We start from the raw sequence: 13117 nt of genomic DNA, 5'->3' as shown, positions 1-13117 counted from the left end.
CTTCCTTTATGATTCAATTGTAAGGGTAATTACAGCACTGTCACTGGTCAAGGTAGATAGGTCTATTTTCTGACTGCCGACAGTTACAGTGACGCCTTTCACGACTCCTAAGGTAATTGTATAAGTGGTATTAGGAGAGAGTGTCACAGTTTGGCTTGATTGGGTTGGAGTAAGGGTTGTACCAGCTGCCAAGTCCGTATTTGTCACACTAATCCAGCTTGAGGTGTTGCTCGCTGAGATTGTTAACTGAGTAGTTTGCGACTCACCGCGATATTTTGCAGTTAAATAGTTTCCTTCTCCAGTGACTTCCAGCTTTTCTTTTATTGAGCTAGAGTCTGTTGTGGAGGTCTCAGGTGGAGTTGAACGATCTTCGAGACTTGAGCTAGAGACGAGGCTGTAACTATCGGAGCTGCTAAACTGTGGAGTAGTTGTATTGGCATATTGCCAAACATAATAGGTGACAAAAATAATGATAGACAGGGCAACTACTAGGAAGTAAAAGAGCGGAAGCGAGAAAGAACGATTTTTATATTTTCTGCTTCGAAATTCTTCGTTTTCAGCTAATTCAATTTCGTCATAAACGACAGTATTATCTGTGTCGTAGGCCTCTAAAAGAATTGTCTCGTCTAAATCCAGAGCCCAAGCATATTTTCGTAGCAGGCTACGGACGTAAAAGGCATTCGGAAATTTTTCGTATTGATTGTTTTCAAGAGCCTTTAGGTAGTCAGTTTTTATATCTGTTTTTTTGGCTGCATCTTCTAAAGTAAGTTTTTGATTTACTCGAGCAAGTCTGAGTACCTCTCCTATCGTTTTTTTTCTCATAGGGATAGTCCTTTTCTCTTAGACATTATTCTAACAAAATTTTGAAATAAACTTGGAACTATTTTGGAAAAATAGTAAAATCTGTCATATCACACTGGTCGATAAAGCGACGTCCGACTTTTAAGACGTCATTTAAAGTGATATCCTGTAAAATCTTAGGCAAATCAAAAAGATTTTCACCTTTTAAATGCGGTTCATACTGGGTTGCCATGTACTCAAGAGAATTCAGACCATGCAGAAGATCTCCAAACATTTCACTTTTAATCGTGTCTAGATGTGTTTCTGTGACATCTGGATCCTGGGCAAACTTCCGAATGGCTGAGCGGAATTGATGAGAAATTCCCACTGGTTCCTGCGTGTCCATAGTTAGGATGACAAAGTGGAAATCCTTTTCCACCTCTACTTCAAGAGTGAGCGAATTGTCAATCTTGCCATTTTCATACAGGGTCTGGAAACGCTTGGAAGTCCAACCAAACATCATGGCAAAAAGCAATTTCAGGGCAATTTTATAGCGATAAAGCTCCGTATCCTGTATCGCATCTTTGCCACGAATACCAATCGCTAACTTAGGACTGGCAACTTCCATCCGACTAGTAGCAGTTGGAATTACTGGCTGTAAGATGAGAGGCTCTTTTTCAACTGTTTCAGTTAATAATTTAGGAGATAAGGTCTCTTGTGTTTGTATGATGTCTCCAAAAGTGGACTCCAAGTCGAAATTTCCAATGACAAATAAAGTCATGTTGGATGGACGGTAGAAAAGCTCGAAGTTTTCTGTTAGATCTTCCACAGTAATATCCATAATTGACTCTGTCGTTCCGGCGATATCTTCTGCTAGTGGAGTTTGAGGGTAGAGATTGCTCAAAGCACCAAAGAAGAGCCGATAATCTGGATCGTCTTGGTACATTTCGATTTCTTGCTGAATAATTCCTTGCTCACGCTGAACAGATGCTTCTGAAAAATTAGCTTGGGAAACGAGTTCCTGCAACATCTTCAGATTTTCTGTTACACAGTTTGTCGTAGAAAACAGATAGCTGGTCCGTGTAAAGCTTGTAAAGGCATTACTTTCTGCGCCAAACTTGGTAAATTCATGCAGCAAATCCTCGCCGTTTTCACGCTCGAATAATTTGTGCTCCAAAAAATGCGCAATCCCTGCTGGATAATGAGAAACTTTCTTTGTTTCACGTGAAACAACCTTAGTATCAACAGAGCCAAAATGTGTTGAGATGATGCCGTAGGTTTCATTAAAATCATTTTTAGGGAGTAGGTAAACCTGCAATCCATTTGCTAGTACCGCCCGATAGATGCTTTCTCCCACGGCTATATAATTGATTCTTTCTAGACCTGGATTCTGCATTATTTCCCTTCCATAAAGTAAATCGCCTGTAATTTCAACTGCTGGGCTGCCTCTATAAGATCAGCTTTGCTGACATTTTCTAATGCTTTCAGCCAAGCCTCTAGTGATAGAAATTTTTTCCCTAGAACAGAGGACATGTATGCACGCTCAATCAAGGTGTTTTGTCGATCCTGAGCCAGAAGTATTGAATTTTTCAGCATATTCTTGGTTTGCTCAAGTTCTTCATCTGTGAAATGTCCCCGCTTCAAATCTAGAATTTGGCGGTTGATTAAAGCGATGGTCTTTGTCCGATTTGCTCGGTCAATTCCAGCATAGATTCGCATCAAACCAGAAAAAATATCAAAACTACTAGAAATAGTGTAGGCTAGGCTCTCTTTTTCCCGAACATTGACAAAGAGCTTGGAGTGAGCAAATCCTCCCAATAAGCCGTTCAAAACAATTAGGGGCAGATGGTCTCTATCTCCATATTGACTAGAAAAATGGTAGGCCAGTTCAACAATGGACTGATGCACATCTCGCTGCTCCAGCTTTTCTTTTGTTATATTTGAATAGTTTTGTTGGTAGCTAAGCTGTAAAGGTTGCTCTCGTTCAGAAAAATGGAATTCTTGGATTTTCTCACGGACAGCAATCTCATTGAAATCACCGATGAAGAAAAAATCGATTTGATCTTGATTTAGCATTTGCTGAAAAGCAGCGAAACTAGTTTCAGCTGTTTCTTTTTCAACAAGCTCGATTGTTGCCACGCGTGGAATCCGCATTTCTGGTAAATCGTAAAATAAATTATTTAACTCTCTGTGAGCATGGTAGAAATGATTCTCAATTTCAGCTTTCAAGTCTGTTAAAACATTTCTCTTTTCAATTTCAAAGGTTTTAGCATCAAAAGCCTTTCCATTTGACAGAGGAAAAAAGAGACTAGCCTTCAAAAAATCTAGCATTTCATCTGCTAACATATTCTTACGGCTCAAGAATTGATCCCACACGAAAGAAAGATTGATATCTAGATAATGCACTAATCCCCGTCGTGAAAGGCTTGTCGAGTAATTAGCCCCGTATAAATTCGCTAATTTTTCTCGAAAGGCTTGCGATGTTGGGTAAAGAGCATTTGAAGTCTCTAGCATACTGGCCGTAAGAACCCGCCCGGCTATTGTTTTTTCAGACATAGGAGCTGAAAATCGCACTTTAATTTTATTGGTTTTAAATTTTTCTGATTGAATGAAGTGAAGATGTACTCCTTTTATGATTTCCATTGCGCTCCTCATACCGAATAATATAGACTTCTATTATAACACGAAATGCTATTTAATGCTTTGTAAGGATCGGCAATTTTAGTGATTAAAGCGTTTTCTCTTTTTCTAGTAAAACTTGTCCTTGAATGAGACTACCACGGAACAGTTTCTGCTTAAATTATGATATAATGACAAGGATTGAGGTGAAATATGGAATACAAATTATTTGACGAATACATTACTCTACAGGCTCTCTTAAAAGAAGTCGGTATCATTCAAAGTGGCGGAGCAATCAAGTCCTTTTTAGCGGATAATCAGGTCTTTTTTAACGGTGAACTGGAAAATAGACGAGGAAAAAAACTTAGAATTGGAGATGTCGTCTCTCTCCCAGACCAAAAACTGGAGATCATCCTCCTTGCTGCAAGTCGGGAGGAAATTCTTGAACATCAAGAGGAGCAAGCAGAGAAAAAAAGAGTGGCAGACTTAGTTAAAGCCATGAATAAGGACTTGAAAAAATCTCAACCAGCAAAAAAAGAACAGAAGAAAAGAAAGCCCGAGCAGAAAAATAAAAAAGCTCCTGTTCGCTTTCCAGGAACCTAAGCCATGTGGTTAAAAACGCTGAAAATTAAACATTTTCGTAATTACCAGTCTGCAGAGGTTGATTTTGATCCTGGCCTTAATATCTTTCTGGGGCAAAATGCACAGGGGAAAACTAATATTCTAGAAGCCATCTATTTTTTAGCCCTTACTCGCAGTCATAGGACCCGAACCGATAAGGATTTGATTCATTTTCAAGAGAAAAATCTTCAAATTTCAGGGATCATTGAAAAAACAACGGGTAAAATCCCACTTGACATCGAGTTGACACCAAAGGGGAGAATCACCAAGGTAAATCATTTGAAACAAGGGAAATTATCAGATTATATAGGGGTTGTCAACGTTGTCTTGTTTGCTCCAGAAGATTTACAGCTCATTAAAGGTGCCCCTGCTTTGCGCCGAAAATTTATTGATATTGAGCTTGGGCAAATCAAGCCCATCTACCTTGCTGACTTATCTAGTTATAATCATGTGCTCAAGCAAAGAAATGCCTATCTTAAGGCCAATGACAAGGTAGATGAAACCTTTCTCTCTGTTCTAGATGAGCAACTGATTGATTTTGGTTGTCGTGTCATGCAACATCGCTTAGACTTTATTGAAAAGCTAGAAGGTTTTGCTCAGGAAAGTCATAGAGATATTTCTCAAGGGAAAGAGAAATTGACAATCAAGTATTTATCCTCTGTTCCGTTTTCGTGTCTTGAAGACTTGGAAGCTTCTTTTCGAGCAGCCTTATCAGAAAGCCGTAGACGCGATCTTTTCAAAAAAAATACAGGTGTCGGACCTCACCGAGACGATATTAACTTTTTTATCAATGATATGGAAGCTGGATTTGGTAGCCAAGGCCAACATCGTAGCCTTGTCCTATCTCTCAAGTTAGCTGAAATTAAACTCATCGAGAATCTTACAAAAGATACTCCAATATTATTACTTGACGATGTAATGAGTGAACTTGACAACATGCGTCAACTTAAATTACTAGAAACTATCTCTCAAAACATTCAGACATTCATTACAACAACTAGCCTTGATCACTTGCAAAATCTACCAGACGATATTAATATTTTTCAGATAAGTCAAGGCGTAATTAAGAAAGAAGAGAACCTTTGTTTTACAAATAAGTAAAACGGTTGTAAATTTAATTTACAACTTTGTAAACTAATAAAAACAACCTTGTCAAGGAGTTGACAAGGTTGTTTTTATTTATAATTTTATTGGACAGAGTAGTTTGGAGCTTCATTTGTGATTTGTACATCGTGAGGGTGACTTTCTTTCAAACCAGCACCACTCATCTCAATAAATTGAGCATTTTCATGAAGTTCTTGCAGGTTAGCTGCACCGACATATCCCATACCAGAACGGATCCCGCCCAACATTTGGAAGACGATATCTGCAGCCGCTCCTTTATAAGCTACACGCCCTTCAATTCCTTCTGGAACTAGCTTATTAGCTTCATTGACAGAACCTTGGAAGTAGCGATCGCTGGAACCTTTCTTCATAGCTGCGATAGAGCCCATTCCACGGTAAGTTTTAAATTTACGTCCTTGGAAGATTTCAGTTTCACCTGGCGCTTCGTCTGTTCCAGCAAACATGGATCCAAGCATAACTGCATTTCCACCTGCAGCAAGAGCCTTGACGATATCACCTGAATACTTGATTCCTCCATCGGCAATAATGGTTTTTCCATACTCACGCGCAACTGCAGCTGCATCGTAGATTGCTGTGACTTGTGGTACACCGACACCGGCAATGACACGAGTTGTACAGATAGAACCTGGTCCGATTCCGACCTTAACCACGTCAACACCTGCTTCATAAAGAGCGCGTGCTCCTTCAGCAGTTGCGATATTACCCGCAATCAAGGTGCGGTCTGGGAAGTGTGTACGAATTTCAGCAATTTTACGTAGAACGCCAGCAGAATGACCGTGTGCTGTATCAATAACAATGGCATCTGCTCCCGCTTCGAAGAGGGCTTCTGCACGCTCAAAAGTATCTGAAGTTACACCAACAGCCCCCGCAACTAGTAGACGACCAAACTCATCTTTAGCTGCATTTGGAAATTCAATGACTTTTTCAATATCTTTAATGGTGATAAGACCAGAGAGGCGACCGTTTTCATCTACTAAAGGTAGTTTTTCAATTCGGTGTTCTTGCAAGATTCTTTCAGCTGTTGTTAGATCAGTTCCGACTGGGGCTGTAACAAGATTTTCACTAGTCATGTGATTAGAAATTGGTTGATTGTAATCTGAAATAAAGCGCAAATCGCGATTAGTCAAAATACCAACCAATTTACGATTTTCCATCGTTTCAACCACTGGCACCCCACTGATGCGGTAGCGTCCCATCAATTCATCCGCTTCAGCAATTGTATGATTAGGAGTCAGGAAGAATGGATCAATAATGACACCATTTTCAGAACGTTTTACCTTACGAACCTCATCAGCCTGCTGTGCAATAGACATATTTTTGTGGATGACACCTAAACCGCCGGCCCGGGCAATAGCAATCGCCATTTGACTTTCGGTAACTGTGTCCATAGCCGCAGTAATAATTGGGATATTTAATTTTAAATTCTCAGCAAGTTTTGTACTTAAATCAGCATCATTTGGCAACACATGACTTTCAGCTGGAATAAGCAATACGTCATCAAAGGTAAAACCTTTTTTCAGAAATTTAGTGTCCCAGTTAGACATCCACAGTTTCCTCTTTTCTTATATATTGAGCAGGGCTCGTCTTTTTATTGTTATTATCATACCATTCTATAGGCATTTGTCAATGATTATTATGTAAAAATTAAAAACCATCTCTTTTTTAGGTAAAAGACGATGGTTTTTGTCGCAATTAGATCTTATCGTTCGTTATTTAAAGTAATTAATTCCCATTGCATTTTTGACTTCTGACAGGGTTTGTCCAGCAACTTGTCGAGCACGATCACTGCCTTCTTTCAGCATGTCATAGACTTGTCCCATGTCTTTTGCAAACTCAAGTCGACGCTCTCTGATTGGTCCTAATTCCCGCTCTAAAATCTCTAAGAGATAGCGTTTAGTTTTGACATCACCCAGACCACCACGTTGGTAGTGTTCTTTCATAGCCGCAATTTCAGCAGCATCTTCTGGTCGACCAAAAACATCCAGATAATGGAAAACCATATTACCTTCGATTTTTCCTGGATCTTCAACTTTGATGTGGTCAGGATCGGTATACATGCTCATGACCTTTTTCTTGAGTGTGTCCATATCATCCGCTAGATAAATCCCATTGTTCAATGATTTGGACATTTTAGCATTGCCATCAAGCCCTGGCAGGCGACCAGCCGCTTCATTTTCTGGATAGATGCCTTCTGGCTCTACCAAAACTTCACAGTCATAAGCATGATTGAAGGAACGAACAATTTCTCGTGTCTGCTCAATCATTGGTTTTTGGTCATTTCCCACAGGTACATAATTGGCCTTAAAGGCTGTGATGTCTGCGGCTTGAGAGATAGGATAAACCAAAAATCCAGTTGGGATACTTTCTCCAAAACCTTTCTGAGCAATTTCTGTCTTGACAGTCGGATTGCGCTCTAAACGAGCTAAAGACACCAAATTCATGTAGTACATTGACAGTTCTGCCAACTCTGGAATTTGACTCTGGATGAAAATAGTTGCTTTTTTTGGATCCAGTCCAGCTGCCAGATAGTCTAAGGCTACATTGCCAATGGATTCTACAATTGTTTGTGGATCTTTTGCATGATCTGTCAGAGCTTGTTGATCCGCCAGAAAAACAAACATCTCATACTTGTCTTGATTTTGTAAAAGGACACGGTTACGTAGACTTCCGACATAATGACCAATATGTAATTTTCCAGTCGGACGGTCTCCGGTTAAAATAATGGGTTTTGTCATTGCTTGCTCCTCAATTAGTATTGCTCTCATTATATCATTTTCAAAGAAAATGCGGAAGAATCTAGAAGAAAAAAGAATAATCATAGTTCAAAAGAAATAACTTGACAATATATTTACAGTATGTTTACAAGGTTGACAGTATTTTTATCTCTTCAAATATTTTTTAATTCCATAATAATTTGAAAAAAGAAGAATTTTCTAGTAAAATGGAGGAGATCACATATATAGGAGAAAATCATTGCTTACAGTATCTGATGTGTCACTGCGTTTCAGTGATCGAAAATTATTTGATGAAGTAAATATTAAATTTACAGAAGGAAACACTTATGGCCTGATTGGGGCGAATGGTGCGGGTAAGTCCACCTTCTTGAAAATTTTAGCTGGAGATATTGAGCCGACGACAGGCCATGTTTCTTTGGGGCCAGATGAGCGACTTTCTGTTTTGCGTCAAAATCACTTTGACTATGAGGATGAGCGGGCCATTGATGTTGTTATCATGGGGAATGAGCACCTTTACAATATCATGAAGGAAAAAGATGCCATCTATATGAAGCCTGACTTTTCTGACGAGGATGGGGTTCGAGCGGCTGAGCTGGAAGGTGAATTTGCTGAGTTGGGTGGCTGGGAAGCTGAAAGTGAAGCTTCTCAATTGCTACAAAATCTCAATATTCCAGAAGACTTGCATTACCAAAATATGAGTGAACTGACAAACGGCGACAAGGTCAAAGTTCTTCTTGCCAAGGCTCTTTTTGGTAAACCTGATGTCTTGCTTCTAGACGAGCCGACCAATGGTTTGGATATTCAATCCATTACTTGGTTGGAAGATTTCTTGATTGACTTTGACAATACAGTTATTGTCGTATCCCACGACCGTCACTTCTTAAATAAAGTTTGTACCCACATGGCTGACCTTGATTTTGGTAAGATCAAACTTTATGTCGGAAACTATGATTTCTGGAAAGAATCAAGTGAATTGGCAGCTAAGTTGCTCGCTGACCGAAATGCTAAGGCGGAAGAAAAAATCAAGCAATTGCAAGAGTTTGTTGCTCGCTTCTCAGCCAATGCTTCTAAGTCTAAACAGGCAACCTCTCGTAAAAAGATGCTGGATAAGATTGAATTGGAAGAAATTGTTCCGTCAAGTCGAAAATATCCATTTATCAGCTTTAAAGCGGAACGGGAAATCGGGAACGATCTCTTGACAGTAGAAAATCTTTCTGTCAAGATTGACGGCGAAACCATTCTTGACAATATCAGCTTTATCCTTCGTCCTGGCGATAAGACAGCTTTGATTGGACAAAATGATATTCAAACAACTGCCTTGATTCGTGCCTTGATGGGAGATATTGACTATGAAGGAACTATCAAGTGGGGTGTTACAACCAGTCGTTCTTATTTACCAAAAGATAATTCTCGCGACTTTGCTGGTGGTGAATCTATTCTTGATTGGCTCCGTCAATTTGCGAGCAAGGAAGAGGATGATAACACCTTCCTTCGTGGTTTCTTGGGTCGGATGCTCTTCTCTGGCGATGAAGTTAACAAGTCTGTCAACGTCTTGTCAGGTGGAGAAAAAGTTCGGGTTATGCTGTCTAAACTGATGCTTCTCAAGTCAAATGTTTTGGTCTTGGACGATCCTACTAATCACTTGGATCTGGAATCTATTTCTAGTCTTAATGATGGTTTGAAGAACTTTAAAGAATCGATCATTTTTGCCAGCCATGACCATGAGTTTATTCAAACCTTGGCCAACCATATCATCGTTCTCTCAAAAAATGGTGTGATTGACCGCATTGACGAAACTTATGATGAATTTTTGGAAAATCAAGAAGTTCAGGCAAAAGTCAAAGAACTTTGGAAAGATTAATAAGTTGTCAACATGAGTTGACAGAGGTTTACAGAGGCATGAAACAACGTTTCGGCCTCTTTCTCTATAAGAAACATGGAAAAAATCAGATATTTTTTTAAGAAAAATTGGCTTTATTTGGCTTCCTTCATCTTACCTTTTCTCATTATGTGTTTCGTTTATCTGAGTCAAGGTATTTACTGGGGAAGTGATACTTCGCCGTTACTTGGAGACGGCTTCCATCAGTATGTCGTATTTGATACGACCTTGAGGAATATCCTTCATGGAACAGATAGTCTTTTTTACACATTTTCAAGTGGCTTAGGGCAAAATTTTTATGCCCTCTCCAGCTATTATCTAGGAAGTTTCCTTTCCCCCTTCGTCTACTTTTTCGATTTAAAATCAATGCCAGATGCGGTTTACTTGTTTACTCTTATTAAATTTGGCTTGATTGGCTTGACAACTTGTATTAGCATTAAAGGGATCTTTAAAAAAATTTCAGAAACACTAATCTTGATTCTGTCGACTTCCTTTGCCCTGATGAGTTTCTCAGTTAGTCAACTTGAAATAAAAACTTGGTTAGATGTATTTATAGTAGTCCCCCTTATCATCTTTGGTTTACACAAGTTGATGAATGGACAAGGGAGAGTTTTATACTTTACAAGCTTGTCAATCCTCTTTATCCAAAATTATTATTTTGGTTACATGATGTCCTTGTTTTTAGTCCTTTGGTATCTCGTTCAGCTTTCTTGGAACTTTAAGGCTAGGATTCGCTCTCTCCCTGATTTTGCTATCGTGTCAATATTAGCAGGCCTTACTAGTTTAACTATGATTTTGCCGACTTATCTAGATCTGAGTTCACATGGTGAGACCTTGACAAAGGTTGAAGACTTGTTTACTGAGAAAAGTTGGTATCTAGATATTTTTGCTAAAAATTTTGTAGGAAGTTTTGATACGACTAAGTATGGATCCATTCCTATGATTTATGTTGGTCTATTTCCTCTTATTTTAAGTATCTTATTTTTCACGATAAAAAGTATTAAGCTTCGCGTGAAACTGACCTACATTTTGTTGATTGGCATTTTTATAGTGAGCTTTCGACTGCAGCATTTGGATTTGCTTTGGCAAGGAATGCATGCTCCAAATATGTTTTTACATCGCTATTCTTGGCTCTTTTCTCTTCTTATCATTTTGATGGCTGCAGAAACGCTCAATCGTTTGGAGGAAGTAAAATGGCGACAAGTATTCCTTAGCTTTCTACTCATTTCTTTTGGTTTTCTAGCCACTTTGCATTATAGAAAGCACTATGATTTTCTTGGTCCCGAAAATTACATTTTTACTTTAGAGTTTTTCTTTGCCTATCTCTTAATCAGTTTTGCTTTTATTCGTTATCACGTTAGGCAAAGGATGTTTACACTATCTTTACTGTTTTTTGTGGTTTTTGAGCTTACTTTAAACGCTTATTATCAGGTTGATGGAATTGCAAAAGAATGGGTCTTTGCAAGTCGTTCATCCTATTCGAAAAAGATGAACGAAATTGACAGTCTTGTCAAGTATAGTAAGAAAGAAAACAAAGATTTCTTTCGAACAGAGAGGCTTGATCCTCAGACTGGGAATGACAGTATGAAATTTAATTATAATGGAATTTCTCAATTCTCATCAGTCAGAAATACGCAAGCAAGCTCGACTTTAGATAAATTAGGATTTAAATCGGCAGGAACTAATCTCAATCTCCGCTATCAAAATAATACTATTTTGATGGATAGCATCTTTGCTGTAAAGTATAACTTGTCTGAAACAGACCCACAGAAATTTGGTTTTTCTGCAGAGAAGACTGAGCGGTCAATGACACTGTATGAAAATAATTATGCTTTGGGCTTGGCTTTCTTAACCAATGATGTTTACAAAGATGTCAAGTTTACAAATTTAACACTTGACAATCAAACAGCCTTTTTAAATCAATTATCGGGTTTGAATCATAAATATTATGAGCGGATTTCTATAGTTGATAGTGAGGAAGAAACTGAAGGAAAAGTAACTGCAAGCATCAAAAATGACAGTCAATTAAGTTATGCTAGCATCACCTATACAATTGAGGTAGCTGCAGGTAGTCAAGTCTATGTCAACCTTTCAGATCTTGATTTTTCAAACGATAATCAAACGGATGTCAATATCACTGTAAATGGAATCACGAATCGTTATCCGACTCATAATGTTTTCCCATTTTTGAATATTGGTTACTTTAAGGAAGCACAGACGGTTTCTATCCAATTTTCTTTCCCAGAGAATCGAACTGTCTCTTTTAACCAACCAGAGTTTTTCTCTGTGGATGTGAATAAATATCAGCAACTCATAAGTAAATTGAAAGAACAAGAGGTTTCTGTGACGACAAAATCCAATACGGTAACAGTTGATTATCATGCAGATAGAGATAGTTCTCTCTTTTTCACCATTCCTTACGATAAGGGCTGGACAGCTAGTGTAGATGGCAAGAAGGTTCCGTTAAAACGTGCGCAAAATGGTTTTATGAAACTTGATGTGAACAGAGGAGCAGGCAGAGTTACCCTATCATTTGTTCCAAGGGGATTAAAGGAAGGAACTGCAGCTTTCATTTTAGGAATAGTTTTATTTTTCTTCTATGATAGAGTTCGATTTAAATGGAGCAAAAAACATAGAGATAGTTCAGCATAGCCTTTACATCATCAAAAACTTTAGAATATATGTCTGTTTTTACAAGTTCTTCAATAGTCTGTAATATAATTCATCAAAGTAATAAGATTCTGTAATACTTTTACTTTAGGATAGATATATCACAGAAAAGGAGAATTCTAAACATGAATTTGTATTTTAAAAATAGAATGATGAAAGTAGGCTTGCTCAGTTTGATGTCAGGAGCTGCTGTTTTGCTTCCTATTGTAGCCAATGCAGAAAGTTATACTGTCAAGTCAGGTGACACCTTGTCAGCGATTGCTTCTTCTCATCAGACGAATGTTGACAAGATTGCGCAAAAAAACAAGATCAGCAATATCAATCTGATTAGTGTTGGACAGGTTTTAGAGCTGGACGATGATGTGTCTGAGCAGGTGACTGTTGAAAAATCAGATAAGGCTGAGCAATCTACTGTAAACCCAAGTTCTGGCTTGAGTGCTGAGGATGCAGAATCCAAAGAGTGGATTGCTCAAAAAGAATCCAGCGGCAGTTATACAGCGCAAAATGGGCAATACTATGGTCGCTATCAGTTGACTATCACCTATCTAAATGGAGATTTGTCACCAGAAAATCAAGAGAAAACAGCGGATGCTTATGTAGCAGGTCGCTATGGCTCATGGTCGGCTGCTAAAAATTTCTGGTTAGCAAATGGCTGGTATTAAAACTTTATTTAGAAATATGTTTATGG

At 38.5% G+C, this 13117-nt stretch carries 10 protein-coding genes; 5 read left to right on the top strand and 5 right to left on the bottom strand.

Going from position 1 to position 13117, the window contains the following annotated elements; translation table 11 throughout:
• Window positions 1-6: 6 nt before the first annotated feature.
• Genes rodZ through yfmF form a run of 3 tightly spaced genes read right to left on the bottom strand, consistent with a single transcriptional unit; the run spans window position 7 to window position 3423 of the window.
• Window positions 7-822 carry a cytoskeleton protein RodZ gene (gene rodZ, locus FZ941_RS09495; RefSeq protein WP_148887701.1) on the bottom strand — a complete coding sequence of 272 codons (816 nt, stop codon included), beginning with the start codon at window positions 820-822 and terminating at the stop codon, window positions 7-9.
• 58 nt (window positions 823-880) lie between these two features.
• On the bottom strand, window positions 881-2176 hold the full coding sequence (gene yfmH, locus FZ941_RS09490) for an EF-P 5-aminopentanol modification-associated protein YfmH (protein ID WP_148887700.1): 1296 nt from the start codon (window positions 2174-2176) through the stop codon (window positions 881-883).
• Window positions 2176-3423, bottom strand: coding sequence for an EF-P 5-aminopentanol modification-associated protein YfmF (gene yfmF, locus FZ941_RS09485; RefSeq protein ID WP_316246086.1), 1248 nt, complete (start codon window positions 3421-3423; stop codon window positions 2176-2178). Before yfmF ends, yfmH begins: the two co-directional genes overlap by 1 nt.
• Before the next feature lie 189 nt (window positions 3424-3612).
• On the opposite strand from yfmF, the gene yaaA reads away from it, so the two are divergent.
• On the top strand, window positions 3613-4002 hold the full coding sequence (gene yaaA, locus FZ941_RS09480; protein ID WP_148887698.1) for a S4 domain-containing protein YaaA: 390 nt from the start codon (window positions 3613-3615) through the stop codon (window positions 4000-4002).
• 3 nt (window positions 4003-4005) lie between these two features.
• Window positions 4006-5121 (top strand): DNA replication/repair protein RecF, encoded by a 1116-nt coding sequence (gene recF / locus FZ941_RS09475; RefSeq protein WP_148887697.1) that lies wholly within the window; start codon window positions 4006-4008, stop codon window positions 5119-5121.
• Window positions 5122-5207: 86 nt separating this feature from the next.
• On the opposite strand, the gene guaB is transcribed toward recF, so the two are convergent.
• Both guaB and trpS read right to left on the bottom strand, forming a co-directional pair.
• Window positions 5208-6689 (bottom strand): IMP dehydrogenase, encoded by a 1482-nt coding sequence (guaB, locus tag FZ941_RS09470; RefSeq protein WP_148887696.1) that lies wholly within the window; start codon window positions 6687-6689, stop codon window positions 5208-5210.
• Between the two features lie 165 nt (window positions 6690-6854).
• Complete coding sequence (gene trpS, locus FZ941_RS09465) at window positions 6855-7880, bottom strand: tryptophan--tRNA ligase (RefSeq protein ID WP_148887695.1); 1026 nt, start codon at window positions 7878-7880, stop codon at window positions 6855-6857.
• Between the two features lie 238 nt (window positions 7881-8118).
• Between trpS and FZ941_RS09460 the strand changes: the two genes are divergently transcribed.
• From FZ941_RS09460 to FZ941_RS09450, 3 genes are all read left to right on the top strand, one after another.
• Entirely contained in the window at window positions 8119-9741 is a 1623-nt protein-coding gene (locus tag FZ941_RS09460) for an ATP-binding cassette domain-containing protein (protein WP_148887694.1), read from the top strand.
• A 75-nt stretch (window positions 9742-9816) separates the two neighbouring features.
• A complete protein-coding gene (locus FZ941_RS09455) occupies window positions 9817-12411 on the top strand; it encodes a YfhO family protein (RefSeq protein ID WP_148887693.1) in 2595 nt (864 codons plus the stop codon).
• Window positions 12412-12554: 143 nt separating this feature from the next.
• A complete protein-coding gene (locus tag FZ941_RS09450; RefSeq protein ID WP_148887692.1) occupies window positions 12555-13091 on the top strand; it encodes a LysM domain-containing protein in 537 nt (178 codons plus the stop codon).
• Window positions 13092-13117 lie beyond the last annotated feature (26 nt).

Origin of the sequence: Streptococcus sp. Marseille-P6264 (genome assembly GCF_902460355.1) — a bacterium.
Lineage (GTDB): Bacteria > Bacillota > Bacilli > Lactobacillales > Streptococcaceae > Streptococcus.
Note: the sequence above shows the minus strand (reverse complement) of the source record. Positions and strands in the feature narration are given on the sequence as shown.

Bases quoted from the DNA above. Each gene is read 5' to 3' on its own strand.
- FZ941_RS09450 (WP_148887692.1), top strand. From the start codon at position 12,555: ATGAATTTGTATTTTAAAAATAGAATGATGAAAGTAGGCTTGCTCAGT.
- yfmF (WP_316246086.1), bottom strand. From the start codon at position 3,423: ATGGAAATCATAAAAGGAGTACATCTTCACTTCATTCAATCAGAAAAA.
- rodZ (WP_148887701.1), bottom strand. From the start codon at position 822: ATGAGAAAAAAAACGATAGGAGAGGTACTCAGACTTGCTCGAGTAAAT.
- yaaA (WP_148887698.1), top strand. From the start codon at position 3,613: ATGGAATACAAATTATTTGACGAATACATTACTCTACAGGCTCTCTTA.
- yfmH (WP_148887700.1), bottom strand. From the start codon at position 2,176: ATGCAGAATCCAGGTCTAGAAAGAATCAATTATATAGCCGTGGGAGAA.
- trpS (WP_148887695.1), bottom strand. From the start codon at position 7,880: ATGACAAAACCCATTATTTTAACCGGAGACCGTCCGACTGGAAAATTA.
- FZ941_RS09455 (WP_148887693.1), top strand. From the start codon at position 9,817: ATGGAAAAAATCAGATATTTTTTTAAGAAAAATTGGCTTTATTTGGCT.
- recF (WP_148887697.1), top strand. From the start codon at position 4,006: ATGTGGTTAAAAACGCTGAAAATTAAACATTTTCGTAATTACCAGTCT.
- guaB (WP_148887696.1), bottom strand. From the start codon at position 6,689: ATGTCTAACTGGGACACTAAATTTCTGAAAAAAGGTTTTACCTTTGAT.